This window comes from Pseudomonas sp. CCI3.1, assembly GCF_034313985.1.
In the GTDB taxonomy this organism is placed as follows: Bacteria; Pseudomonadota; Gammaproteobacteria; order Pseudomonadales; family Pseudomonadaceae; genus Aquipseudomonas; species Aquipseudomonas psychrophila.
In genome coordinates this window covers 3,307,330-3,332,853 of record NZ_JAVIWO010000001.1, presented here as the reverse complement: position 1 = coordinate 3,332,853, position 25,524 = coordinate 3,307,330, and the positions used below count along the sequence as shown (strand labels likewise).

Below are 25,524 nucleotides of genomic sequence, written 5' to 3'. Positions count from 1 at the left end.
CACCGAGGCGCCCGGATTTACGACGACTGCGCCGTCGAACGCAGCCTCGTTCCTACGGCAGCTGCTACGGGCGTGAAGGGGGGGGTTACTCGATAAAGGTCACTTTACCGTCGGCCAGGGATTTGACCCGGGCCAACGATTCAACGCGGTAGCCCTGAGCATCCAGTTCGGCACGGCCGCCCTGGAACGACTTCTCGATCACGATGCCAAGACCGGCAACGGTTGCGCCCGCTTGCTTGATGATCGAAATCAGTGCCTGCGAGGCTTTGCCGTTGGCCAGGAAGTCATCGATAACCAACACGCGGTCGCTGCTTTGCAGGTGACGCGGAGAGATCGCAACAGTGCTTTCTGTCTGCTTGGTGAACGAGTACACCGTGGCCGACAACAGGTTTTCAGTCAGGGTCAGGGACTGGTGCTTACGCGCAAAAATCACAGGTACACCCAAGTTCAAGCCAGTCATCACGGCAGGAGCAATACCCGACGCTTCGATGGTGACGATCTTGGTAATCCCCGAATCCTTGAACAAGCGCGCGAATTCGTCGCCGATTTCTTTCATCAACTGAGGGTCGATCTGATGATTCAAGAAGGCGTCGACCTTCAAAACCTGATCGGAAAGCACGATGCCTTCTTCGCGAATTTTCTTGTGCAGTGCTTCCAACGTAACGTCCTCAAATAGCGCTTATGCGCTGAAGGTAGAGTAAAAAATAGTCAATTCTAGCGTTTTAGCATCGCGCGTATATCGGCCAATGCCGTATTTCCGCGAACCGCCTTCACTTCGGTGGGGGTATCGTCGTTGCCTTCCCAGGCCAGATCGTCCGGGGGCAACTCATCGAGGAAGCGACTCGGCGCACAATCGATGATCTCGCCGTATTGCTTGCGCTTGGCGGCAAAGGTAAATGCCAGCGTCTCACGGGCACGGGTAATACCTACGTAGGCCAGACGCCGTTCTTCTTCAATAGTGTCCGCTTCTATGCTGGAGCGGTGCGGCAGGATTTCTTCTTCCATGCCCATGATGAACACGTACGGGAATTCCAGGCCCTTTGACGCGTGCAACGTCATCATCTGCACGCCTTCGGCACCGTCTTCCTCTTCCTGCTGGCGCTCAAGCATGTCGCGCAGTACCAGCTTGCCGATGGCTTCCTCGATGGTCATGCCACCGTCTTCGTCTTTCTCAAGAGTGTTTTTCAACGCCTCGACCAAGAACCAGACGTTGGACATGCGGTAGTCCGCCGCCTTTTCACTGGAACTGTTGGTGCGCAGCCAGTTCTCGTAGTCGATGTCCATGATCATGCTGCGCAGCGCAGATATCGGGTCTTCGCCCGAACATTGTTGGCGCACGCGGTCCATAAAACGCTTGAAGCGCCCCAGACGATCAGTAAAGCGGGCATCCAGATGCTCGCCCAGGCCGATTTCATCGGTGGCGGCATACATCGAGATTTTGCGTTCGGTGGCGTAGTTACCGAGCTTTTCCAGCGTGGTCGAACCGATCTCGCGACGTGGGACGTTGATAACCCGCAGGAAGGCGTTGTCGTCATCCGGATTCACAATCAGACGGAAGTACGCCATCAGGTCTTTCACTTCCTGGCGCCCGAAGAAACTGTTACCACCCGACAAGCGATAGGGGATCTGATGGTGCTGCAGCTTCAACTCGATCAGTTTTGCCTGATAGTTACCGCGATACAGAATCGCAAAGTCGCTGTACGGCCGGTCGGTGCGCAGGTGCAGGGTAAGAATTTCGACGGCTACGCGCTCGGCCTCGGCATCTTCGTTGCGACAGCGAATGACCCGTACTTCGTCGCCGTGGCCCATTTCACTCCACAGTTGCTTCTCGAACTCGTGTGGGTTGTTCGAAATCAGCACGTTGGCACAGCGCAGGATCCGACTGGTGGAGCGATAGTTTTGCTCCAGCATCACCACTTTCAGGGACGGGTAATCGTCCTTGAGCAACATCAGGTTTTCGGGCCGGGCGCCGCGCCAGGCGTAGATCGACTGGTCGTCGTCACCTACCACGGTGAACTGATTGCGCGTGCCGATCAGGTATTTCACCAACAAATACTGGCTGGCATTCGTGTCCTGATATTCGTCCACCAGCAGGTAGCGGACTTTGTTCTGCCACTTTTCACGAATATCGGCGTGTTCTTCGAACAGCTTCACCGGCAGCAGGATCAGGTCGTCAAAGTCCACTGCGTTGTAGGCCTTGAGCGTGCGCTGATAGGCCGTGTAGACAATGGCCGCTGTCTGCTCTTTAGGGCTGCGCGCGTTTTCCAGCGCCTGTGGCGGCAGGATCAGGTCGTTTTTCCACGAGCCGATCATGTTCTTGATTTCATCGACCCCGTCGTCGCCCGAGTATTCCTTTTGCATGATGTCGGTCATCAGCGCTTTGACGTCAGCTTCGTCAAAGATCGAGAACCCCGGCTTATAGCCCAGCCGCGCATGCTCCTTGCGGATAATGTTCAGACCCAGGTTGTGGAACGTGCACACCGTCAAGCCTCGACCTTCACCCTTTTTAAGCAGGGTACCCACACGCTCTTTCATTTCGCGGGCGGCTTTATTGGTAAACGTCATGGCGACAATGTACTGGGCACGGATGCCACAGTTCTGGATCAGGTGCGCGATTTTGCGGGTAATCACGCTGGTTTTGCCGGAGCCCGCGCCGGCGAGCACCAATAGAGGGCCGCCGACATAGCTCACGGCTTCTTGCTGCCGGGGATTGAGTCGGGACATGACGAGATCAGGGGTCGTGTGTAAAAAGGGCGGGCATTTTAACAGGCTGAGCAAATATTGCTGCCTCTGTGCGACGGTGTGACATGCCACATCATCTTAATTTGCCGCTTTTGTTACTTTCGCGCAGGATGCCATGAGTATTTGCAGCTACCGTAGGGTTAATGCCGCGCGTACGTGTTTGATAACCCGTTTCATTGCCATCGGTTGCTGGCACGTCATAATGGCCACCGCCCGAATTATTGCAGAGTCTAGGGAGCTAGCTTGTCTACGCCTGTCGAACCCTTGCGTTTACTGCTATTGGCCGAAGAGCCATCTTGGGCAGTGTTATTGCGCGAGTGTCTGACGCCCATGGGAAATATGGCCGTCATGATGTGCGCGCCGAGCTGGGAATCAGTCAGCCATCTGTTCGAGAACGATCGCAATGCGCTGCTCCTGACCACACCGGCGCTGCAGCCTCCAGCAGGCCGCTGCCGCTTGCCCACGGTTTTGCTGCTCGACACCGAGCCTGCAACGTCACCCCACGGGGTCAGCGACTGGTTGGTCAGCACCAGCCTGACTCCCGATGTTCTGCGCCGCTGCCTGCGTCATGTCCGCGAGCGTGGCCTGCTGGAACACACGCTGCAACGCCTGGCCGAAGAAGACCCGCTGACCGGCATCGCCAATCGTCAGGGATTCCAGACTCTGCTGGCTGTACGATTGGCCGAAAGTGACGGCCGCGGAATCGCCCTGGGTCATCTGGATCTGGACAACTTTCGCCACGCCAACGATGCGCTGGGCCATCAGGCCGGCGATCGCTTGATCTTGCAAGTGGTGGCGCGCCTCAAAAGCCAGCTCGAAGCCGGCGACCAACTGGCGCGCCTGGGCAGCGATGAGTTCGCCCTGCTAATCAATACCCATCGTGCGCCCGAGCGCGCGCAATGGATGGCCGAGCGCATTACAGAAGTAATGGCCGAACCCTATTGGGTCGATGGTGAAAGCCTGCTGATCGGCTGCAGCCTGGGCATCGCCCATGCACGTGCCAATGCCGGGGCCGACCCGTTGATGTGGCACGCCCACATCGCCATGCAGCAAGCCAAAAGCACCCAGGGCTGCACCTTTCACGTATTTAACGAACGTATCAATCGCAATGCTCGCAGCCTGGCCGATCTCGAAAGCGAACTGCGCCGCGCCCTGCGCCGTGACGAACTGGAACTGCACTACCAGCCACGCCTGGATCTGGGCACGGGCCAGATCGTCGGGCTGGAGGCGCTGGTGCGTTGGCGCCACACCGAGCGCGGCCTCCTGGCACCCAGCGAGTTTGTGCCCCTGGCAGAGCAGAGTGGACTGATTGTGCCGCTGGGTTACTGGGTTATCTCCCGCGCCCTGCGCGACATGCAGGTGCTACGCGAACGCGGGCTAGAACCATTGCACATGGCGGTCAACCTGTCGTTCCGCCAATTTCAGGATAGCCAGCTGCTCTCGACCCTAAGCCGCTTGATCATCGAACGCGGGGTTGAAGCGCAATGGCTGGAGTTCGAACTGACAGAAACGGCCGTGATGCGTCGCAGTGATCTGGTCAAGCAAACGATGGATGCACTGGGGCGACTCGGCGTACGCTTTTCGCTGGATGATTTCGGCACGGGGTTTTCATCATTTGTGCACCTCAACAGCCTGCCGATTGCGCTACTCAAGATCGACAAAAGCTTTGTGGGTGGCATGGAAGGCCGCGAAGAGAACCGCAAGTTGGTCCACGCCATGATCAACCTGGCCCATAACCTGAAACTGGAAGTGGTCGCCGAAGGCGTCGAGACCCCTGAACAGCTTGCCCTTTTGCGCGATTTTGGCTGCGATCAGGTACAGGGTTATTTCATCAGCAAACCGCTGCCCTTGGCAGATCTGGTGGAATACTTGACCTTTGGGGCGCAGCAGCAGGTGCCAATTGCGCTCTAAGGTTAAGGGCAAACTTCTGTAGCAGCTGCTACGCCCGCCACTTTCGCCGCCTTGCGCTCCTGCTTGATCATGCGGCGCATCTTCCACTCGAACGCCAGCGTCAAACTGATAGACGCACAGGCCAGGCCCAGTGCCAGGCCCCACCACACGCCGGTAGGGCCCCAGCCGAAAGTAAATGCCAGCAACCAGGCCATCGGTGCGCCAATCACCCAATAGCAAAACAGCCCCACCAGAAATGTTGTCTTGGCATCCTTGAGCCCTCGAATGGCACCCATCGCAATGGTCTGTGCACCATCGAACAGTTCAAACCAGGCAGCCACCGCCAACAGGCTCACCGCCAACTCGAACACCGGGCGGAACGCCGGATCGTTGTAATCCAGGAACAAACCGATGAGTTGGGTCGGCAAGAACCAGAACACCACAGAGAAGCCCAGCATGATCACCGCACCGCAGCCGATCCCGACCCGGCCCGCCAGCCGCGCCCGCTGCAAATCGCCGCCTCCATAGTGCTGGCCAATGCGCATGGTAATGGCGTACGACATGCCCGCCGGAACCATAAACGCCACCGAGACGATTTGCAGCGCAATCTGATGCGCTGCCAGTTGCGTGCTGCCCATAGTGCCCATGCACAGCGCCGCGAAAGCAAATAGCCCGACCTCCACCGCGTAGGTGCCGCCAATCGGCAAACCGAGACGCCACAGTTCCCGCAAGTAAGTCAGATTGATACGCGACAGGCCCTTGCTGATTGGATACGCGTCATAGGCCGGATGACGATGGATATGCCAGGCCAGGCCCAGCGCCATGCAAGTCGCCACAATCGCCGTGACCAGACCGATACCCATCAAGCCCAGCTTTGGCAGGCCGAACATCCCGGTAATCAATGCGTAATTGAGCAGGAAGTTGGCCACGGTACCGATCAGGCTGATCACCATCACGGGCGTAGCCCGACCCATTGCACTGGTAAAGCCGCGCAAGGCCATGAAGGTCATATAGCCGGGCAGGGCAAACGGTAACAGCATCAGAAACTGACCAGCAGCCTCAACGTTGGTGGGCGTCTGGCCGAACAACAGCAACAGCGGTTTGATATTCCAGAGCATCACCGCGCCTGCCAGCGCCAACCCCCAGGCCAGCCACAGCCCGGCCTGTGTCAGACGGGTCGCACCTTCGATATCCCCCGCGCCCTGGCGAATCGACACCAGCGTGCCCACGGCAGCAATCACACCAATACAAAAAATCGACACGAACGAGTAACTGGCTGCACCCAGGCTCCCGCCAGCCAGAGCCTCGGGGCTCAGGCGCGCCATCATCAGCGTATCGGTCAGCACCATCAGCATGTGAGCCAACTGAGAGGCGATCAGCGGCCCCGCCAGCCGCATAATGGCCCAGAGTTCGATACGTGCAGGATGCTGTTTGATCATCTTTGAGATTTCTATAGGTGCGTTGAAAGGCTTGATTCTCGGCGCGTTGAGTGTTTTAAGCAAAGGGATAAAAACGATCAGTGGCATGATTAAAACTCATGCAAAAGCTTATATTTCAAACCTCGGCCAGTTGCACCATAGGAACAATCTCAATGTCTCGTAGCCTTCCACCTCTTTATGCCTTGCGTGCCTTTGAAGCGGCAGCTCGCCATAGCTCGTTTACCCGAGCGGGAGAAGAGCTGTCGATCACTCAAAGCGCCGTCAGCCGGCATATCAAGACCCTGGAAGCGCATTTCGCCTGCCGATTGTTCCAGCGCAGTGGTCGCAGCCTGCAGCTCACTGAAGCCGCCCGCCTGTTGCTGCCGGGTGTGCGCGAAGGTTTTGCCGCGCTGGAGCGTGCCTGCACCACTTTGCGTGCCGAAGATGACACCTTGCGCATGAAAGCCCCCTCGACCCTGACCATGCGCTGGCTACTGGCCCGCCTGAGCCGGTTTCGCCACCTGCAAGCAGGTAACGAGGTGCAGCTGACCAGTGCCTGGATGGATATCGACAATGTGGATTTCAATCAGGAACCGTTCGACTGCGCCGTCCTGTTGAGCAACGGCCACTTTCCGCCGGACTGGGAGGCCACGCTGCTGTTTGCGGAAATGTTGATCCCGGTCGGTGCGCCAAATGTTCTGGACGATCAGCCCTGGGACGCCAAACGGCTGGCCGCCACCGAGCTGTTGCACCCCACGCCCGACCGCCGTGACTGGCGCCGCTGGCTCGACTGCATGGGCCTGAGCGGGCAAGTATCACTCAAGGGCGGGCAGGTTTTTGACACTCTGGAGCTGGGCATGATCGCTGCCGCCCGGGGTTACGGGATCTCTATGGGTGACTTGCTGATGGTTGCCGAAGACGTTGCCCAGGGTCGCCTGAGCCTGCCGTTCCCGGCCGCCGTGGCCAGCGGCGAAAACTACTACCTGGTCTGGCCGAAGACCCGCCCTGGCGGTGAACGCCTGCGCCGTCTCAGCGACTTTTTGCAACATGAAGTCGCCGCCATGGAGCTCCCTGCGGTGGAGCAGTTGAAATAGCTCCGTTCATCACCCGGTAACCGGCCGATACTGCAACGCCTGCGCCAGATGCGTGCGCTCAATAGTTTGCACCTGCTCCAGATCGGCCAACGTCCTTGCCACCTTCAACAACCGGTGGGCCGCTCGCAGCGACAAGGTCATCCGCTCGCAGGCGGTCTCCAGCCAGGCGTTGTCCACAGCACTCAGCCGGCATTGAGCGCGCACCCCCGGTAAATCAAGAAAGGCATTGGCACATCCTTGACGTTGCAACTGGCGTTCGCGCGCTACTGCCACTAATGCAGCCGACGTGGCCGTGGTATCGCCAGAGGCAAGCGACGGGTTGAGCGACGTGGTCTCGCGCGCCACGGTCAGATGCAAATCAATGCGGTCGAGCAACGGTCCGGACAGTTTGTTGCGATACCGCTGGATCTGTTCCGGGGTACAACGGCAGCGGCCTGTGGGCTCTCCAAGATATCCACAGGGGCAGGGGTTCATGGCCGCGACCAGTTGAAAGCGCGCCGGAAAGCGCATTCGATCCCGGGCGCGGGCAATCACGATAAAGCCGGACTCCATTGGCTCCCTCAACACTTCCAGCACCTTGCGATCAAACTCGGGAAGCTCATCAAGAAATAACACCCCGTGATGCGCCAGCGTGATCTCGCCGGGTTGTGGCTTTGAGCCGCCCCCCACCAGTGCAGGGCCGGAGGCCGAGTGGTGAGGCTGACGAAACGGGCGTTGTGGCCAGCAGTTCAGGGGCACGTGGCTGACCACGGACTGAATGGCCGCGACCTCTAACGCCTCCTGCTCAGTAAGCGGTGGCAACAAGCCGGGCAGGCGGCTGGCCAGCAAGGTTTTCCCGGTGCCGGGCGGGCCGGTAAATAACACATTGTGGCTGCCGGCGGCGGCAATCAGTAACGCCCGTTTTGCCGAAAGCTGTCCCTGGACATCGATCAAGTCGGGATAAGGTTTGCTCAACTGCTGCAAGCCGCTGGCGACATAAGGCTCAATCACTTCGCGCACCGCGAAATGCGCCACCACCTGCAACAAATGTTCGACCGCAATCACCGTCAGCCCGGATGCAAGGCAGGCCTCTTCGGCATTAGCCAGCGGCACCACCAACGCTCGGCCTGCAGCCCGGGCCGCCAACGCGGCAGGTAAAACCCCCTGAACGGACCTGATTGCACCCGACAACGCCAACTCACCCAAACACTCCACCTGCTCCAGCGCCGCAGCCGGTATTTGCCCGCTGGCCGCCAAAATCCCCAGGGCAATGGCCACATCAAAACGCCCGCCGTCTTTGGGTAGATCGGCGGGTGCCAGGTTAAGAGTGATTCGCCGGGCCGGGAAATCCAGCCCGCAATTGAGGATCGCGCTGCGCACCCGATCCTTGCTTTCCTTGACCGCGGCTTCAGGCAAACCGACCAGAGTTAAGGCGGGTAATCCATTGGCCAGATGCGCTTCGACCATAACGGCAGGCGCCTCGACACCGACCTGGGCGCGGCTGTAAACGATAGCCAGAGCCATGACTCATTCCTTGAGTTCGCAAAAAACTCATCCTGCGCGAATCAAGAGCCGAGGGCAGGGGTGTAATGGATACGGGATGTGAATAGGCATGCAAGCACGAACGGCGAGCTGCCAAAGTGCGGTTGCATAAAACGCACAATCCTCTAAAATTAACGAATAACGTTACCCATTAATTATGATAATAAACTTCAAGTGCTGCAGAACTGAACGTCTGTTCCGAAGTGGCAAGACCCGCGCATGGTCAGACATTATCAATGTGGTAGAACGCAAACTAACGATGCTAGATGCTGCATCCGTGCTGTCCGATTTACTGTCGCCTCCTGGCAATCGGCTCGAAGCGTTGGGCGGCAATCGCAAAGGCCAGCACAGCATTCGCATCAATGCACAATGGCGAATCTGCTTCATCTGGGGCGCGAATGGCCCTGAAGCGGTAGAAATCGTTGATTATCACTGAGGTCATCATGATCAAGAACGGCATGCGCCCGGTTCATCCGGGTGAAATCCTTAAAGAGGAATATCTGGAGCCACTGAGTCTCTCGGCCGCTGCGCTGGCCAGAGCGCTCAAGGTGTCCACACCGACGGTGAACGATATCGTGCTGCAGCGTCGTGGTGTCAGTGCCGATATGGCCTTGCGGCTGGCGATTTGCCTTGAGACGACCCCTGAGTTCTGGCTGAACCTGCAAACCACTTACGATCTGCGCAAAGCACAAATCGAACGTGGCGCAGCGATTCGCGAGCAGGTTGAACCCATTCACCACTGCGCCTGATTCACGCCCCCAGCGCTTTGGTGCCCAGATCTTCTGCAAAACGCAACAAGTAGCCATCGGGATCGAGCACCAAAAAGTTGCGTTCGCCAAACAACACCTCGTTGCTGCGATACCAACGTTCTTCCAGAGGTTTTCGCAAGCTGTGACCTGCGGCTTCAAGGCGCTGGATCAGCCCCTGGGCATCCGGGCATTTGATCGACAGGTTCATGCCGCGACCAAACGGCGGCTCCAGCGGCCCGACACGCCAGGAAGACGCTTCAAGGTCATCCTGCTCCAGCATCAACTGGCTGCCATGGAACGACAAAAATGCAAAGTGATGCTCGGGCCGTTGATACTCGATCCTGAAACCGAGTACTTCACAGTAGAAAGACAGACTGCGCGAAAGGTCCGAGACGATCATCTCGGGAACCAGCGGATTCATCACCAACATACTCAAACATCCTTGTTTCAATGAGCGACGCACCGGCTTCGAGCGTTATTGCGCAGGCGGCAGCAGCCTGGCTTCCATTTCGGCCACTTTGGCTTCCAGGCTTTCAAGGCGAGCACGGGTACGGGCCAGAACCACCATTTGGCTGTCGAACTCTTCGCGACTCACCAGATCCAGCTTGCTGAAACCACTTTGCAGCAAGGCTTTGAACTGGCTTTCGATTTCGTTGCGCGGCAGCGCGGTTTCGCCACTGAACAAACGGGAGGCGTGGCCACCAAGGGCGTCGAGAAAATCTTTGGGCGCGAGCATGGATAAAGTCCTTAAAACGGGTGACGCCGAGTGTATCACGGGGTGTTGGAGCGAATTGCCGAGGGCTTTCTGCACGTTTTTCGCGCACCTTCCCTGCAGGCTGCGCACCATCATCGAGCACAAACATCCCGACAAATCAGGCAAAAAGCCATCAACTTCTTCTAAACCGCTGTAATTGTTGATTTTTCCAGACATGGCAAGGTTTCTGCTTAGGCGTATATGACTCATGCACTGATGCAGTAGCTGTGACGAAGGCAGTGCGGCAGGTGGTTCAGGGAGTGTTTTCGTCACCAGCGATTTACACACGTTGTACAGCCTGAAGAAGGCTGACGACGCGTTACAAAGCCAGGCACTGCGCTTAGACTTGAGCCGGGTTTGTTTTCCTGGGGCAAGTCCACCAATTCGGGAGAAGTTTCATGAAGCTAGTCACCGCCATTATCAAGCCGTTCAAGTTGGATGACGTGCGCGAGTCGCTGTCTGAGATCGGCGTACAAGGCATTACTGTTACTGAGGTCAAAGGCTTCGGCCGGCAGAAAGGCCACACCGAGCTGTATCGCGGCGCGGAATACGTGGTCGATTTTCTGCCAAAGGTGAAGATTGATGTCGCCATTGACGACAAGGATCTTGATCGGGTTATCGAGGCGATAACCAAGGCTGCCAACACCGGCAAGATTGGTGACGGCAAGATTTTCGTGGTCAATCTGGAACAGGCTATTCGCATCCGTACCGGCGAAACCGATACCGACGCAATCTAAGCCGCCAAACCCCAACGCCCCAGGAGAAAACACTATGACTCTGCGTAAAATCGCAGGGCTCGGAGCCCTGCTGTCTGTCGTAATGCCTGGCCTGGCCATGGCGGCAGACGAAGTGGCTGCTCCAGTCCTCAACTCGGGCGATACCGCCTGGATGCTGACTGCTACCGCTTTGGTGCTGTTTATGACCATTCCCGGCCTGGCGCTGTTTTACGGCGGCATGGTGCGCTCCAAAAACATTCTTTCCGTGATGATGCAGTGCTTCGCCATTACCGGTCTGATCAGCATTCTGTGGGTCATTTATGGCTACAGCATCACGTTCGACACAACGGGCATGGAGCAGGGCGTCACCAATTTCAATTCGTTCATTGGCGGGTTCGGGAAAGCCTTCCTGGTGGGTGTCACGCCTGAAAGCCTGACCTCACCTACCGCGCTGTTTCCTGAAGCCGTGTTCATCACCTTCCAGATGACCTTCGCCATCATCACCCCGGCACTGATCGTCGGTGCCTTTGCCGAGCGTATGAAGTTCTCGGCCATGCTGATTTTCATGGGAGTGTGGTTCACCCTGGTGTATGCACCGATTGCGCACATGGTATGGAGTGGCGACGGCGGTCTGATGTGGGATTGGGGTGTCCTCGATTTCGCAGGCGGCACCGTGGTGCACATCAACGCCGGTATCGCAGGTCTTGTAGCGTGCATCGTGCTCGGCAAGCGTAAAGGCTATCCGTCCACCCCAATGGCTCCGCACAACCTCGGTTACACCCTGATGGGCGCCGCCATGCTGTGGATCGGCTGGTTCGGCTTTAACGCCGGCTCCGCAGCGGCCGCCAACGGCACTGCTGGCATGGCAATGCTGGTCACTCAGATCGCAACCGCTGCCGCTGCACTGGGCTGGATGTTTGCCGAGTGGATTACCCACGGCAAGCCAAGCGCACTGGGCATCGCCTCCGGCGTGGTAGCCGGCCTGGTGGCCATCACTCCCGCTGCGGGCACTGTCGGCCCAATGGGCTCGGTCGTGATCGGCCTGGCATCTGGCGTGATCTGTTTCTTCTGTGCAACCAGCCTCAAACGCAAACTGGGCTACGACGACTCACTGGATGCGTTCGGCGTACACGGCATCGGCGGCATCGTCGGCGCCATCCTCACAGGTGTATTTGCTGCCCCTGTACTGGGTGGCTTTGGCACCGTGACCGACATCCCGGCTCAAGTCTGGATTCAGTTCAAGGGCGTCGCCTTTACTGTGATCTACACTGCGATTGTGACGTTCATCATTCTCAAAGTGCTGGATGCAGTGATGGGTCTGCGAGTGACTGAAGAGGAAGAGGCTGTGGGCCTCGATCTGGCTCAGCACAACGAGCGTGGCTACAACCTGTAAATATCCCTATAAAAAACCCGGCGTGCCGGGTTTTTTTTTGCTCATAAAAAGACGATATTCTCGGCAATGGAATGATTTGCCCCACAGGTTAAAGGGTTCACCAAGTTCTACGCTTGTGAATGCCACCCGTACTTGCGACACAACTCGACTATTAGCTGCTTTGCTTTTTTATTCAGCACGCTAGAATGCGCGCCCAAGGGCAGGAAACAATGCTCGAGTACGACGAAGGCGAGGATGATCTCCCGACGCTTTCAAGGCCCGTGATCCGTGCTGCCGGAGCATCTGGCACTGGGCGCCTGGCAAGGTGTTTATTCAAGCGCACGCCGTGATGGTAGCGGTGTGCGACAAGCCCTCTTCACCTTACAACGATGAAGAGGCGTGAGCCGCGGTTTGCCCAAGGCTACTTTTTCACCAGTAGTGGTCGACAGTTGCCACAACTGGTCTATAACTAATCTGCTTTACGTATGTCATGGGGTAGAACATGAGCGACGACGATCTGGAAAATGATGACCTCGAAGTAGGCGAAGACGACGATACCGAAGAGGGCCTGGAAACGGCCGCCGAGGACGTTGCAGACGACGATGGTGGCGAAGATACGCCGGCCCCTGCGGCCAAAGGCAAATCAAAGGCTGCCGTGTCGGTCGATGACCTGCCCAGTGTAGAAGCCAAAAACAAGGAGCGTGATGCTCTGGCTCGCGCCATGGAAGAGTTTCTGTCCAAAGGCGGCAAAGTGCAGGAAGTTGAGGCCAATGTGGTGGCCGACCCACCCAAGAAGCCTGACAACAAGTACGGCAGCCGCCCTATCTAAGGGCAAGCTGTTTGCTTGAAGAAAAAACCCGCCGTCGCTGCGGGTTTTTTTGTGGGTGACGGAAAGAAGACTGACATGACCCTGTGGGAGCGGGCTTGCTCGCGATGTTAGCGACGCGGTTTGACAGGCAAACCGCGTTGTCTGCATCGCGAGCAAGCCCGCTCCCACACTTACAAGTGCTTCAACACCGCCGGCAACTCACTCAAACAGCCAATCTCGGCATCCGGAGCCTTCTCGCCGTCCCAGTGCTTGCCGCCCGGGTTGAACCACACCGCTCGCAAGCCCGCCTGCTGGGCTCCGGCAATGTCGTCTCCCGGGTGATCGCCCACGTGCACCGCTGCACTCGCCGCCACGCCACCGCGCAACAACGCCTCGTGAAACAGGCGCGCATCCGGCTTGGCGATGCCGATGTCTTCAGCACACAGCACAAATTTGAAGTGGTGCCCCAAGCCGATTCGCCGTACATCGGCGTTGCCATTGGTGACCACGCCCAAGCTGTAATCACGGGCCAGTGCAACAAGGGTCGGTTCAGCCTGGGGGAACACGTCCAATGCGTGACGCGCCTCAATAAAGACTTCAAACGCATCATCAGCTAACGCCGCGGCGTTCACGTACCCCGCATCGTTCAGCGCATGAAACAGGATCCGCCGACGCAGCGCGCTGATCCGGTGCTTGAGTTGTGGCTCTTCATTCAACACCCGTTCACGAATCGCCTGGAAATGCCCCACATCAACGACGCCCAATTTTGGTGCGTTATCGCCAAGCCAGTGACGCAAAACGGCTTCGGCGCTGACAATCACCGGGGCGGTATCCCACAAGGTGTCGTCCAGGTCGAAGGTAATCAGCTCAATCGTCATTCACTGTCCTTACTGCGTTTGGCCCTTGGGTGGGCGCTGTCGTAGACCGATGCCAAGTGCTGGAAATCCAGATGAGTATAGATTTGCGTGGTTTTGATGTCCGCATGCCCGAGCAACTCTTGCACGGCACGCAAATCCTGGGAGGACTCCAGCAAGTGGCTGGCAAATGAATGGCGCAGCATATGCGGGTGCAGGTTCTGCCCCAGCTCACGCTCACCGGCGGCCTTGACCCGCAATTGAATGGCCCGCGGCCCAAGGCGCGTACCACGCTGGCTGACGAATACGGCGCCGTCACCAGGGTTGGCCAACGCGCGCAGCGCCAGCCACGCCTGTAGCGCCTCACGGGCCTTTTTGCCGACGGGCAGAACCCGGGTCTTGCTGCCCTTGCCGAGCACTTCGACCAGCCCATCGGCCAGGTCCAGCTGGTCCAGATCAAGCCCGGTCAACTCCGACAAGCGCAGCCCCGACGAATAGAACAATTCCAGAATGGCCTGGTCGCGCAGGGCCAGAAAGTCTTCCTCGACTCTGCCCTCCAGCAATTGCAGGGCACGATCGGTATCCAGGGTTTTAGGCAGTCGGCGCTCGCCCTTGGGCGGAGCCAGTCCGTTTGCCGGGTCGTGTTCGCACACGCCTTCGCGATTGAGGTAGTGATAAAGCCCGCGCACCGCTGACAGCAGACGCGCAATGCTGCGCGAGGACTGACCTTGCTGATGCAGACGCGAAACCAGTTGGCGCATGCGCTGGATATCCAGTGCCGTCCAGCTGACGATGGACTCCTTGGCGCAAAACGCCAGCACCTTGTTCAGGTCGCGGCGGTAAGCCTCAAGCGTATGGGGCGACACCTGGCGCTCACTGCGCAGGTGAATGCAGTAAGCGTCCAGTTGCCGTTCCATCTAGCGCACCGAGCGCAAAGCGTTGGTAAAGCGCGGCAGGACCCGACCCAGCACCTCGGATATATAGCCGAGGAACAGCGTACCCACCGAGCTTTTGTAGTGTTGTGGATCACGACTGGCAATCGCCAATACACCGTGTAACCCAAGGTGATTGAGTGCCACTACCGCCGTCGAACCGATCTGCTTGCGTTGCTCTTCGCCAAACAGGAAGTCCAGCTCATGCTCGCGCAGGCTGCCACTGACCGTCTTGCCTTCAGTCAACAAGCCACCCAATGCACGCTGCGCATCTGCGCCGCTGACCCAACGCCCGACCGGCATCGGGTTGTCACCGAACAGCACCAGGCTGACGAAAGGCACCTGAAAGTCCTGGCGCAAACTGTCTTCGACGGCAATCACCAGTTCTTCAAGACTGGTGGCGTCCATCAAGGCGAGGTTGAGGCGACGGGTTTTTTCGAACAGGCGATCGTTGTCGCGGGCCACGTCCATCAACTGCGACAAGCGATGACGCATCTCGATGTTACGACCACGCAGCAGCTCCAGTTGACGCTCCACCAGCGAAATGGTGTCACCACGCTGATGCGCAATGCGCATCGACAGGAGCAACTCTTCGCGCTGACCGAAGAAGTCCGGGTGTTCCTGCAGATACGCCTCCACAGTTGCAGCGGGCGAGTTATCCACAGGTACATCGAGTTCTGAAGGCTGCGTTTTGTCGGTCATCAGTTACGCTCGCTCATAAACGGACTTGTCCTTCGTAAACACGCATCGCCGGGCCGGTCATGATCACGGAGTGGCCAGGACCTGCCCATTCGATGGACAAACGGCCCCCCGGCAAATCGAGGATCAGCGGCGAGTCCATCCAACCCAGGCTGATTGCAGCCACAGCGGCGGCACACGCCCCGGTACCGCAGGCCTGGGTTTCCCCGGCGCCACGTTCCCAAACCCGCAACTGTCCGCGCTGGCGATCAACCACGTGAAGAAAGCCGACATTGACCCGTGCCGGAAAGCGCGGGTGATGTTCAATTTTTGGTCCCAGCTCATGCACCGGCGCGGCGTTGATATCGTCGACACGCAGCACTGCATGGGGATTGCCCATCGACACGGCTGCCAACTCAACAGTCTGGCCGTCAACATCCAGCTCATAGCTCAACGCCTGAGCGTCGGCTACAAAAGGGATCTCGGCTGGAATCAGGCGCGGCGGACCCATATCGACACTGATTTGCCCATCACTGCGCACGTTCAGCTCAATGATGCCGCTCTTGGTTTCGACCTTGATCTGACGCTTGGTGGTCAAACGCTTGTCGAGCACAAAGCGCGCAAAGCAGCGCGCACCGTTACCGCATTGCTCAACTTCAGAACCGTCTGAGTTGAAGATCCGGTAACGGAAATCCACTTCCGGGTTGCTCGGCGCCTCAACGATCAATAATTGATCAAAACCGACGCCCGTATGCCGATCGCCCCATTGCTTGGCATGCTTGGGCAAAATGTGCGCGTGCTGGCTGACCAGGTCGAGAACCATGAAGTCATTGCCCAGGCCGTGCATTTTGGTAAAACGCAGCAACATGGGTTCACTCCGCCAGCAGGCTTTCGCCAGCAAACAACTCGGCTACGGTCTCGCGACGACGTACTTCAAACGCCTGATCACCATCCACCAGAACTTCGGCGGCGCGGCCACGGGTGTTGTAGTTCGAGCTCATGACAAAACCATAAGCACCGGCCGAATGCACAGCCAGCAGGTCGCCTTCAGCCAGGGCCAGTTGGCGGTCCTTGGCCAGGAAGTCGCCGGTTTCGCAGATCGGGCCGACGATGTCGTAAAGACGAGCCTCGGTATCACGCGGGCGAACCGCGGTCACGTCCATCCATGCCTGGTAGAGCGCCGGACGAATCAGGTCGTTCATTGCCGCATCGACAATGGCAAAGTCTTTGTGCTCGGTATGCTTGAGGTACTCGACCTGAGTCAGCAGCACGCCCGCGTTGGCCACGATGAAGCGGCCCGGTTCGAACACCAGCGCCAGGTCACGCCCTTCGATGCGCTCGCGCACGGCCTTGATGTAATCGCCAGCCAGAGGTGGCTCTTCATCTCGATAACGCACGCCCAGGCCACCACCCAGGTCGATGTGGCGCAGGTAGATGCCGCAATCGCTCAAACGATCGATCAGCGCCAACAGGCGATCAAGAGCATCGATAAAGGGCTCGAGGGTGGTCAGTTGCGAGCCGATATGGCAATCGACGCCGACCACTTCCAGGTTAGGCAACTGCGCAGCACGGATGTAGACATCTTCGGCGTCAGCGATGGCGATACCGAACTTGTTTTCTTTGAGGCCGGTGGAGATGTACGGGTGCGTGCCCGCATCAACGTCTGGGTTCACGCGCAGCGAAATCGGTGCACGAACACCCATTTCGGCGGCCACAACCTGCAGGCGCTCCAGTTCGTCTGTGGACTCGACGTTGAAACAGTGCACGCCGACTTCCAGGGCGCGACGCATGTCATCACGGGTCTTGCCTACACCTGAAAACACGATCTTGTCGGCCGAGCCGCCAGCGGCCAGTACACGCTCCAGCTCGCCACGGGACACGATGTCAAAACCGGCGCCCAGACGCGCCAGGACATTGAGCACACCCAGGTTGGAGTTGGCCTTGACTGCGAAACACACCAGGTGTGGCGTGCCGTTCAGGGCATCGGCGTAAGCGTTGTATTGCGCTTCGATGTGCGCCCGGGAATAAACGTAAGTCGGCGTGCCAAAACGTTCGGCAATGGCCGTCAGCGCAACACCTTCGGCGAACAGCTCGCCGTCCCGGTAATTAAAAGCGTCCATGGTGTTCCCTTATTGGTGCTTGTGCGATTGCGATTGCGACGACTTCGCTTGGTCTTCAGGGGATTTGCTGTCATCGGGTAGATACAGCGGTCCTTTTTGACCACAGGCAGAAACAAGGCAGGCGACCGCGACGAGCGCAGCAATAGAAGAGATCAGGCGCTTCATGGCGAAATCCTTTGAAAAGCATTAATTGCGCCCGAGTATACCGAGCACCCACCAGCTTGCCTATGCAACAGAGCGGCCGAGCGTGACGCCCTGTCTGGATGATCAGTGGTGGCGGGCACAAGGCTGTCATGGGGTTTGCAATCGGCCTGGAGCGCCCGTATCTTGCGAGCTCCGAGCATGACTAGATATTACGAGGTTCCACCATGAGTTTGACTGAAGCCCGTTTTCACGATCTGGTCGATGCCACCCAGGAAAATCTGGAAGACATCTTCGACGACTGTGATCTGGATGTAGATGTGGAGAATTCCGCGGGAATCCTGACGATCAAGTTCGAGAATGGCAAAGCCCTGATCTTCAGCCGTCAGGCGCCAGTGCTACAGCTCTGGCTGGCTGCTCCCAGCGGCGGTTTCCACTTCGACTACGATGAAAAGCGCAGCTCGTGGAAGTGCGATAAAACCGACGAACTGCTCAGCGAAATGGTCCAGCGCCTGACACTGGAACACGCTGGAGCCGAGCTGGAATTTGAAGAGATCTGACAGTGACCGCTTCTGCTAAACCTGCAAAACCGCTCTACAGCAACGTCAGTCCGGCAGTGCCGTCCCCCTGTATCAGCACCTGCCGGCTGGATGAACACAAAGTCTGCCTGGGCTGTTTTCGCCACGTCGAAGATATTCGCGAATGGCGCTCGGCAGACGACCAGCGGCGCCGGGTAATTTGTAAACAGGCTCAACTGCGGCAAATGCTCCCGTAGCAGCTGCCGCAGGCTGCGTCCGATTGTGCAGCAATCGTAAAACCTGAGTCCTTTGCTTAACTGACACACCGCGCAACCTGACTTTACGCCGACTGCGTCGCCGATCGCAGCCTGCGGCAGCTGCTACAAATAATCGCCAGTTGCAATCAGCTCCGGGGCAAACAGCAAAACCCCACCCGGCTTGTGTATTTATTTTGCTGTGGTAGTGTCCGGGTACGCCTCGCACTAACGAGGTTCGTCAAAACCCCGCCATATTCCGGCGGGGTTTTGCTTTTTCGTGCAGAAAAAAGGAGTCTGCCAGGTCATGAGCACCCCAACCCCACTCATACTCACCCGCCTGGACGTACAGCGTCTGGAGCAACTCATCGACAGCTTGCCAGAAACGACTCCTGGCATTGAGGCACTACAAGCCGAACTCGATCGCGCCGAAACCATCGTTGGCCACGAAGAAGTGCCTGCTGGTGTTGTGACCATGAATTCGCGCGTGCACTGCCGCGAAGAAAGCAGTGGCAAGGACTACCGCCTGACGCTGGTGTACCCAAAAGACGCCAACGCCGACGAAGGCAAGATTTCGATTCTGGCCCCTGTCGGCAGCGCGCTGCTGGGTCTGCAGGTCGGTCAACACATCAACTGGCCAGCCCCGGGTGGCAAGACCCTGAAGCTGGAACTGCTTGAAGTTGAGTACCAGCCAAAAGCCGCAAGCGATTTCAGCGCTTAAGTCCTTTTAGCACCCCATCCGGATCAGTCATGTCACAGCGGTAGCGCTCGGTTTCGCGGCGCTGCCCCAGCACCGTTACCACGCAGGTACTGGCTCATCGCGAGCAAGCTGACTCAAAGACCGGTAGCTGACACTCAGCTCACGGGCCAATGCCCGGAGCTCATGGCTGACCTGCTGCGCCTCCCATCGGGAACGATTGTCGAGCATTGCCAGGTGCTGCTCATTCCAGCCCCACTCGCGAGTCAGTCGCTGCAGCAAGCGGCGCTGCCACTGCATACCCGTCTCGCTACCGCTCAATTTGTGACCTACCTTCAGGTACAGGCTGCGGCGAACCAGTTCCAGACGTTGCAACTCGCCGCGCCCCTGCAGGTACTGCTCGATCCTCCGATACACCACCACGTAAGGGTCCAGTTCATCCAGGTCGAGCCGATTGGCGTACACCGTCTGCTTGAAACTCAGGCTCAGGCAGTTCACTTGCGGGTGCTCGCTGGCGTACACCTCCACCAGCAACAGCTTGAGCAATGACTTGTACGGCGACTCAATGCCCTTGAACAATTGCCATAACCCGGCGCCCAGAAATTCGCCGGGGGCAATCTGCGCCAGGTGCCCGAGGTCGATGGTTTCATCGCACCCAACAACGTCATTGGCCAACAGCCCTTGAGCAAATTCGGCGTACCGGGCCTCTTCATGCGCCGGCACCCACCACCACATCGGCGTACGCCCAGCAAGCCAGATCGCAGTGCGATAAAACTCATCGAGCAACAACGTGTTGCGAGGTTTGGCACTGTCGCCGTGGCTCGGCTGAGATACACATTCGCCCTGCGCAAAACGCTGCGCATCAATCAAGAAGAAATGCGCTTCAATCCCCTGGCTTGCCGCCCAAACCTCCAGCCGTCGACATTTTTTGCGTAACGCCGCCAATGCCACATCGCTCAAGTCCGGGCCCAGGCAAATCCAAACATCCATATCGCTTTGATCGGTCTGGGCCAAAGTGCCAAGGCTGCCCATCAAAAAAAGCCCATGAATCGGCTCTGAAGCGCAGGCGCTGCCCATGCTGCACGCAAAACCCCGTATCAATTGCTGCGCTGCAGCAAGGGTGGGGGCGTCAGGTTCATAGCCCGTCACCCCCGCCGGGGTACAGGCCGAAACATAGCCAGGCAACAGCGGGTGATTCACATGAAAGAACAGCGCCAACAGCCTCAGCAGCGATTGCTGGCCGGGTGCCAGGCCTTCCATCGCACGACCCATGCGGCCCTGATTGACGGCAAGAAACCGGCCACGAAGTTGCTGGAGAGTCTGTCGCTCGATTCCATCGCTCAGCACGGGAAGTGTTTCAGGAGGGCTCGTCATTTCACGCTCAGACCGGCTCGCCACAAGACCAATAGGGAGTGGGAGTCTACAGCCAGCCGTGGGAAAGACTCAGGAGGATTGCGCTTTTGAGCTCAGATTTTTACTGCGGGGAAAAATGTGCCCGCGGAATCATTGAACGTTCAGATCCCGAGGGCGCGGCGTGGCGTCAGGCGATTTCTTTGGACTCTACAAGGATGGTCAGCAGTACTTGAACACTCTGAGCAGCATCACGGCCCAGACTGGTCAGGTAACCGCCATCGGGTTGATCAATCAGCTTCTTGTCATACAGACGGCGTGCAGCAGCCACTTTTTCGGGTGCCGCATGTTGATGGATCTTCAGGCCCTCAAGGGTACTTTCCAGGTCAAACAGTGCAAGGACTTCCAGTTCGGCAACCAGCTCAGGGGTAAACGACATAAAGACTCCAGACTATGCAGGAAAAGACGACAGCCGCTCTAAGGTGATCGCACTGACGCTGACTGTCCAGTGGCAGTTCCTACCTTTATAAAACAGCCTGTCGCGATAGAGCATTTGGAGTGTAGTCCAACTGTGAGAGCGAGCAGGCTCGCTCTCACTGGGGATAGCTGCCCGGCAACAGAGTATCTACAGGGTTTTGCTGGCTGCGGGCCCGGTATGACTTTTCAGTTATATAAACATTCTTAAATAGTATTTTTAAGAATATCCGCGCCTCACTACTATTGCCCTACGCCAGCATCCCTGTCGGCACCCATATTTTCAGGAGCAGCACCATGAGCGCATCTCTGCGTAGCGTTGACGGCCAGGACGAAGCAACCATCCTTCGGGAAATCCAGAGCGCGCTGCGAGACCTGCGCTTTGGTGCTGTTGAAATCACTGTGCACAACGCTCAAGTGGTTCAGATCGAACGTAAAGAAAAATTCCGTCTGCAAAACCCGAGTCAAAAAAACGCCTGATCAATAGAAAGCGCATTCACGCGAGTGCGCCTCATAAAAAAACTAGAAAAAGCTTTGGAGCCTCACCTATGTCCCTACGCCGTTACGCTTTGGCCGCGCTGGCCAGTGCCATTTTTGCTGGCTCCGCTGTGGCCAAAGATTATGAATTGCTCAACGTTTCCTACGATCCGACTCGCGAGCTGTACCAGGATTACAACACCGAATTCACCCACTTCTGGAAAGCCAGCCACCCCGGCGACAACGTCAAAATCCAGCAATCCCACGGTGGCTCGGGCAAACAGGCTCGCGGCGTAATTGATGGTCTGCGCGCTGACGTGGTCACCCTGGCGCTGGCCGGTGACATCGATGAAGTCGCCAAACTGGGCAAAACCCTGCCGGAAAACTGGCAAACCCGCCTGCCTGACGCCAGCACCCCGTATACCTCGACCATCGTGTTCCTGGTACGCAAGGGTAATCCTAAAGGGATCAAGGACTGGGGCGACCTGACCAAAGACGGCGTGTCGGTGATTACTCCGAACCCTAAAACCAGCGGCGGTGCTCGCTGGAACTTCCTCGCGGCATACGCCTACGGCCTTAAAGCCAACGGTGGTAACGAGGAAAAAGCCAAAGAATACGTAAAAGAGCTGTTCAAACACGTACCCGTGCTGGACACCGGCGCACGCGGCTCGACCATTACCTTCGTCAACAACGGTCAGGGCGACGTGTTGCTGGCCTGGGAGAACGAAGCGTTCCTGGCACTCAAGGAAGACGGTGGTAATGACAAGTTCGATATCGTCGTGCCTTCGCTGTCGATTCTGGCCGAGCCTCCGGTGGCTGTAGTCGATAAAAATGCCGAGAAAAAAGGCAACTCCGAAATCGCCAAAGCCTACCTGGAGCACCTGTACAGCCCAGCCGGCCAGGAAATTGCGGCGAAGAATTTCTACCGCCCCCGTGACGCGGCAGTCGCTGCCAAATACGCACAACAGTTTCCGAAACTGGAGCTTGTGACTATCGACAAAGACTTCGGTGGCTGGAAGACTGCGCAGCCGAAATTTTTTAATGACGGCGGCGTGTTCGACCAGATTTACCAGGCGCAATAACCTGCGGGGCGGGCCTCTGAGCCACGCTTAAAGCTAGAACATCAGGCCCGCAATTGGTTGCGGGCCTCGTGCGTTAACCCAAGGACTTTTATGTCGCGTCGTATCTCCCCCGTCATACCCGGCTTCGGGCTGACGCTGGGCTACACCTTGGTGTACCTCAGCCTGATTGTGCTCATTCCACTGGCGGCGATGTTCGTGCATGCCGCTCAACTGACCTGGGACCAGTTCTGGGCCATCGTCACCGCTCCGCGGGTGCTGGCTGCGCTGCAACTGAGCTTTGGCACCGCTTTCGTCGCTGCAATCATCAACGGCATCATTGGTACCGTGCTGGCCTGGGTGCTGGTGCGTTACACCTTTCCGGGACGCAAGGTCATCGACGCCATGATCGACCTGCCGTTTGCCCTGCCAACCGCCGTAGCCGGTATCGCACTGACGGCCCTGTACGCCCCCAACGGCTGGATCGGCCAGTTCGCCACCGACCTGGGCTTCAAGATCGCCTACACCCCGATGGGTATCACCCTGGCACTGACCTTCGTCACCCTGCCGTTTGTAGTGCGAACGGTGCAGCCGGTACTGGCCGATATCCCGCGAGAAATCGAAGAAGCTGCTGCCTGCCTGGGCGCCAAGCCACTGCAAGTGTTCCGCTACATTCTGGTGCCAGCCCTGCTGCCCGCTTGGCTGACCGGCTTTGCCCTGGCGTTTGCCCGCGGTGTCGGTGAGTACGGATCGGTGATTTTCATCGCCGGCAACATGCCGTTCAAAACCGAAATCCTGCCGTTGCTGATCATGGTCAAGCTGGACCAGTACGACTACACCGGCGCCACGGCCATCGGCGTGATGATGCTGGTGGTTTCCTTCATTTTGCTGCTGATCATCAACTTGATTCAGCGCCGCATCGAAAAACCGTGAAGGAGGCCTGACCATGTCCAGTTCAACACAAAGCGCCTCATCCGTGGCCAACGCCGCCCGCCGTGGCAGCCCGACGTCGCGACGTCTGCTGATCGGCTTCGGCTGGTTGTTTTTCACCCTGTTCTTGCTGCTGCCACTGCTGATCGTGGTGTCCCAGGGTTTGAAAATGGGAGTCGGTACCTTCGTCGACGCCATCATCGAGCCCGACGCCCTGTCGGCCCTGAAGCTGACCATCATTGCGGTGGTGATTTCGGTGCCGCTGAACGTGGTATTCGGCGTCAGCGCGGCCTGGTGCGTAAGCAAGTACAGCTTTCGCGGCAAGAGCATCCTGGTCACCCTGATCGACCTGCCGTTTTCGGTCTCGCCGGTAATCGCCGGTCTGGTCTACGTGCTTATGTTCGGCGCGCAAGGCTTCCTGGGCCCGTGGTTGCAGGAGCATGACATCCAGATCGTCTTCGCCTTGCCGGGTATCGTGCTGGCAACCATCTTCGTCACCGTGCCGTTTGTGGCCCGTGAACTGATCCCGCTGATGCAGGAACAGGGCACCCAGGAAGAAGAAGCCGCACGCCTGCTGGGCGCCAACGGCTGGCAGATGTTCTGGCACGTAACCGTACCCAATATCAAATGGGGCCTGATCTACGGCGTGGTGCTGTGTACAGCGCGGGCGATGGGTGAGTTCGGTGCGGTATCGGTGGTTTCCGGGCACATTCGCGGGGTGACCAACACGCTGCCGTTGCACGTCGAGATTCTCTACAACGAATACAACCACGTTGCCGCCTTCGCAGTGGCGACCCTGTTGCTGATTATGGCGCTCTTCATCCTGCTGCTTAAGCAGTGGAGCGAATCCCGTATTAACCGCCTGCGCGCCAGCGCCGCGGAGGAATAAACCATGTCGATCGAAGTCCGTAACGTCAGCAAGAACTTCAACGCCTTCAAGGCGCTGGACAGCATCAATCTGGATATCCACAGCGGCGAACTGGTGGCCCTGCTCGGCCCGTCGGGCTGCGGCAAAACCACCTTGCTGCGCATCATCGCAGGCCTGGAAACCCCCGACGAAGGCAACATCGTGTTCCACGGTGAAGATGTCTCGGGGCACGACGTGCGTGATCGCAACGTCGGCTTTGTGTTCCAGCATTACGCGTTGTTCCGCCACATGACAGTGTTCGACAACGTGGCTTTCGGCCTGCGCATGAAACCGAAAAAGAACGTCCTAACGAAACCCGCATTGCTGAAAAAGTCCATGAGCTGCTGAACATGGTGCAACTGGACTGGTTATCGGATCGCTACCCGGAGCAGCTCTCTGGCGGTCAGCGCCAGCGTATCGCACTGGCCCGCGCCTTGGCGGTAGAGCCAAAAGTGCTGTTGCTGGACGAACCGTTCGGCGCGCTGGATGCCAAGGTTCGTAAAGAGCTGCGCCGCTGGTTGGCGCGCCTGCACGAAGACATCAACCTGACCTCGGTATTCGTGACTCACGACCAGGAAGAGGCCATGGAAGTGGCCGATCGTATCGTGGTGATGAACAAGGGTGTGATCGAGCAGATCGGCTCACCGGGCGAAGTCTATGAAAACCCGGCCAGCGATTTTGTTTACCACTTCCTGGGCGACTCCAATCGTCTGCACATCGGCGAAGATCAGCACCTGCTGTTCCGTCCGCACGAAGTGTCGTTGTCGCGTCACGAGATCGAAGACCACCATGCCGCGCAGGTACGCGATATTCGCCCATTGGGCGCGACCACCCGGGTGACATTGAAAGTTGAAGGGCAAAGCGAGTTAATCGAAGTTGAAGTGGTCAAGGACCACGACAGCCTGACCGATCTGGCGCGCGGCGAGACGTTGTTCTTCAAGCCGAAGGTGTGGCAAAAGGCGTAAGCCCACTGCCCTTGTGGGAGCGGGCTTGCTCGCGATGGCGGCAACGTGGTTTCAAGATAAACCGCGTCGGTTGCATCGCGAGCAAGCCCGCTCCCACAGTTTCAG

At 58.0% G+C, this 25,524-nt stretch carries 27 protein-coding genes and 2 pseudogenes; 15 read left to right on the top strand and 14 right to left on the bottom strand.

Going from position 1 to position 25,524, the window contains the following annotated elements; all coding sequences use genetic code 11:
* Positions 1-85: 85 nt before the first annotated feature.
* A complete protein-coding gene (locus RGV06_RS15180; RefSeq protein WP_019828223.1) occupies positions 86-658 on the bottom strand; it encodes a xanthine phosphoribosyltransferase in 573 nt (190 codons plus the stop codon).
* 56 nt (positions 659-714) lie between these two features.
* Positions 715-2,724, bottom strand: a complete 2,010-nt coding sequence (gene rep, locus RGV06_RS15175) for a DNA helicase Rep (protein ID WP_046808832.1) — start codon at positions 2,722-2,724, stop codon at positions 715-717.
* Between the two features lie 366 nt (positions 2,725-3,090).
* On the opposite strand from rep, the gene RGV06_RS15170 reads away from it, so the two are divergent.
* Entirely contained in the window at positions 3,091-4,653 is a 1,563-nt protein-coding gene (locus tag RGV06_RS15170; protein WP_019828225.1) for a putative bifunctional diguanylate cyclase/phosphodiesterase, read from the top strand.
* 2 nt (positions 4,654-4,655) lie between these two features.
* Here the strand turns inward: RGV06_RS15170 and RGV06_RS15165 are convergent, their stop codons facing one another.
* A complete protein-coding gene (locus tag RGV06_RS15165) occupies positions 4,656-6,071 on the bottom strand; it encodes a NorM family multidrug efflux MATE transporter (protein ID WP_037032677.1) in 1,416 nt (471 codons plus the stop codon).
* A gap of 152 nt (positions 6,072-6,223) precedes the next feature.
* Between RGV06_RS15165 and RGV06_RS15160 the strand changes: the two genes are divergently transcribed.
* Entirely contained in the window at positions 6,224-7,144 is a 921-nt protein-coding gene (locus RGV06_RS15160; protein ID WP_019828228.1) for a LysR substrate-binding domain-containing protein, read from the top strand.
* Between the two features lie 9 nt (positions 7,145-7,153).
* On the opposite strand, the gene RGV06_RS15155 is transcribed toward RGV06_RS15160, so the two are convergent.
* The gene (locus RGV06_RS15155) at positions 7,154-8,647 is read right to left on the bottom strand and encodes a YifB family Mg chelatase-like AAA ATPase (protein ID WP_322150369.1); all 1,494 of its coding nucleotides are present in this window, start codon (positions 8,645-8,647) and stop codon (positions 7,154-7,156) included.
* Between the two features lie 175 nt (positions 8,648-8,822).
* Between RGV06_RS15155 and RGV06_RS15150 the strand changes: the two genes are divergently transcribed.
* On the top strand, positions 8,823-9,101 hold the full coding sequence (locus tag RGV06_RS15150) for a type II toxin-antitoxin system RelE/ParE family toxin (RefSeq protein ID WP_048352552.1): 279 nt from the start codon (positions 8,823-8,825) through the stop codon (positions 9,099-9,101).
* A 7-nt stretch (positions 9,102-9,108) separates the two neighbouring features.
* Complete coding sequence (locus RGV06_RS15145; protein WP_048352553.1) at positions 9,109-9,414, top strand: HigA family addiction module antitoxin; 306 nt, start codon at positions 9,109-9,111, stop codon at positions 9,412-9,414.
* Position 9,415: 1 nt separating this feature from the next.
* Here RGV06_RS15145 and RGV06_RS15140 read toward each other — a convergent pair whose 3' ends face one another.
* Positions 9,416-9,844: a bleomycin resistance protein gene (locus RGV06_RS15140; protein WP_019828257.1), complete on the bottom strand. Its 429-nt coding sequence runs from the start codon at positions 9,842-9,844 to the stop codon at positions 9,416-9,418.
* A 45-nt stretch (positions 9,845-9,889) separates the two neighbouring features.
* Entirely contained in the window at positions 9,890-10,150 is a 261-nt protein-coding gene (locus tag RGV06_RS15135; RefSeq protein WP_019828258.1) for an accessory factor UbiK family protein, read from the bottom strand.
* Positions 10,151-10,566: 416 nt separating this feature from the next.
* On the opposite strand from RGV06_RS15135, the gene glnK reads away from it, so the two are divergent.
* From glnK to sutA, 3 genes are all read left to right on the top strand, one after another.
* Positions 10,567-10,905, top strand: a complete 339-nt coding sequence (glnK, locus tag RGV06_RS15130) for a P-II family nitrogen regulator (RefSeq protein ID WP_002555808.1) — start codon at positions 10,567-10,569, stop codon at positions 10,903-10,905.
* 34 nt (positions 10,906-10,939) lie between these two features.
* Complete coding sequence (locus RGV06_RS15125) at positions 10,940-12,277, top strand: ammonium transporter (RefSeq protein ID WP_019828259.1); 1,338 nt, start codon at positions 10,940-10,942, stop codon at positions 12,275-12,277.
* A gap of 481 nt (positions 12,278-12,758) precedes the next feature.
* Complete coding sequence (sutA, locus tag RGV06_RS15120; RefSeq protein ID WP_019828260.1) at positions 12,759-13,085, top strand: transcriptional regulator SutA; 327 nt, start codon at positions 12,759-12,761, stop codon at positions 13,083-13,085.
* A 170-nt stretch (positions 13,086-13,255) separates the two neighbouring features.
* Here sutA and RGV06_RS15115 read toward each other — a convergent pair whose 3' ends face one another.
* Genes RGV06_RS15115 through lptM form a run of 6 tightly spaced genes read right to left on the bottom strand, consistent with a single transcriptional unit; the run spans position 13,256 to position 17,813 of the window.
* Complete coding sequence (locus RGV06_RS15115; RefSeq protein WP_322150366.1) at positions 13,256-13,942, bottom strand: HAD family hydrolase; 687 nt, start codon at positions 13,940-13,942, stop codon at positions 13,256-13,258.
* Positions 13,939-14,835, bottom strand: a complete 897-nt coding sequence (gene xerC, locus RGV06_RS15110) for a tyrosine recombinase XerC (RefSeq protein ID WP_322150364.1) — start codon at positions 14,833-14,835, stop codon at positions 13,939-13,941. The genes RGV06_RS15115 and xerC overlap by 4 nt, the downstream gene beginning before the upstream one ends.
* A complete protein-coding gene (locus RGV06_RS15105) occupies positions 14,836-15,552 on the bottom strand; it encodes a DUF484 family protein (protein WP_019828263.1) in 717 nt (238 codons plus the stop codon). It abuts the gene before it with no gap.
* A gap of 13 nt (positions 15,553-15,565) precedes the next feature.
* On the bottom strand, positions 15,566-16,396 hold the full coding sequence (dapF, locus tag RGV06_RS15100) for a diaminopimelate epimerase (protein ID WP_019828264.1): 831 nt from the start codon (positions 16,394-16,396) through the stop codon (positions 15,566-15,568).
* Positions 16,397-16,400: 4 nt separating this feature from the next.
* Positions 16,401-17,648, bottom strand: a complete 1,248-nt coding sequence (lysA, locus tag RGV06_RS15095) for a diaminopimelate decarboxylase (protein WP_019828265.1) — start codon at positions 17,646-17,648, stop codon at positions 16,401-16,403.
* A 9-nt stretch (positions 17,649-17,657) separates the two neighbouring features.
* Positions 17,658-17,813 carry an LPS translocon maturation chaperone LptM gene (gene lptM / locus RGV06_RS15090; RefSeq protein WP_019828266.1) on the bottom strand — a complete coding sequence of 52 codons (156 nt, stop codon included), beginning with the start codon at positions 17,811-17,813 and terminating at the stop codon, positions 17,658-17,660.
* A 203-nt stretch (positions 17,814-18,016) separates the two neighbouring features.
* Between lptM and cyaY the strand changes: the two genes are divergently transcribed.
* The 3 genes from cyaY to rnk all read left to right on the top strand — a co-directional run bounded on the left by cyaY (position 18,017) and on the right by rnk (position 19,282).
* A complete protein-coding gene (cyaY, locus tag RGV06_RS15085) occupies positions 18,017-18,349 on the top strand; it encodes an iron donor protein CyaY (RefSeq protein WP_019828267.1) in 333 nt (110 codons plus the stop codon).
* A gap of 2 nt (positions 18,350-18,351) precedes the next feature.
* The gene (locus tag RGV06_RS15080) at positions 18,352-18,564 is read left to right on the top strand and encodes a DUF1289 domain-containing protein (protein ID WP_322150361.1); all 213 of its coding nucleotides are present in this window, start codon (positions 18,352-18,354) and stop codon (positions 18,562-18,564) included.
* Between the two features lie 304 nt (positions 18,565-18,868).
* The gene (gene rnk / locus RGV06_RS15075; protein ID WP_019828269.1) at positions 18,869-19,282 is read left to right on the top strand and encodes a nucleoside diphosphate kinase regulator; all 414 of its coding nucleotides are present in this window, start codon (positions 18,869-18,871) and stop codon (positions 19,280-19,282) included.
* 93 nt (positions 19,283-19,375) lie between these two features.
* Here rnk and RGV06_RS15070 read toward each other — a convergent pair.
* Both RGV06_RS15070 and RGV06_RS15065 read right to left on the bottom strand, forming a co-directional pair.
* Positions 19,376-20,632, bottom strand: a pseudogene (locus tag RGV06_RS15070) (class I adenylate cyclase); the annotation flags it as partial.
* 166 nt (positions 20,633-20,798) lie between these two features.
* Positions 20,799-21,047: a TIGR02647 family protein gene (locus RGV06_RS15065; protein WP_019828271.1), complete on the bottom strand. Its 249-nt coding sequence runs from the start codon at positions 21,045-21,047 to the stop codon at positions 20,799-20,801.
* 332 nt (positions 21,048-21,379) lie between these two features.
* On the opposite strand from RGV06_RS15065, the gene oscA reads away from it, so the two are divergent.
* From oscA to RGV06_RS15040, 5 genes and pseudogenes are all read left to right on the top strand, one after another.
* On the top strand, positions 21,380-21,562 hold the full coding sequence (gene oscA, locus RGV06_RS15060; protein ID WP_016782652.1) for a sulfur starvation response protein OscA: 183 nt from the start codon (positions 21,380-21,382) through the stop codon (positions 21,560-21,562).
* A gap of 68 nt (positions 21,563-21,630) precedes the next feature.
* On the top strand, positions 21,631-22,641 hold the full coding sequence (locus RGV06_RS15055) for a sulfate ABC transporter substrate-binding protein (protein ID WP_019828272.1): 1,011 nt from the start codon (positions 21,631-21,633) through the stop codon (positions 22,639-22,641).
* A gap of 90 nt (positions 22,642-22,731) precedes the next feature.
* Entirely contained in the window at positions 22,732-23,550 is an 819-nt protein-coding gene (gene cysT / locus RGV06_RS15050) for a sulfate ABC transporter permease subunit CysT (protein ID WP_019828273.1), read from the top strand.
* Positions 23,551-23,563: 13 nt separating this feature from the next.
* A complete protein-coding gene (gene cysW / locus RGV06_RS15045; protein WP_019828274.1) occupies positions 23,564-24,436 on the top strand; it encodes a sulfate ABC transporter permease subunit CysW in 873 nt (290 codons plus the stop codon).
* 3 nt (positions 24,437-24,439) lie between these two features.
* Positions 24,440-25,419, top strand: a pseudogene (locus tag RGV06_RS15040) (sulfate/molybdate ABC transporter ATP-binding protein).
* The last annotated feature ends 105 nt before the right edge of the window (positions 25,420-25,524 follow it).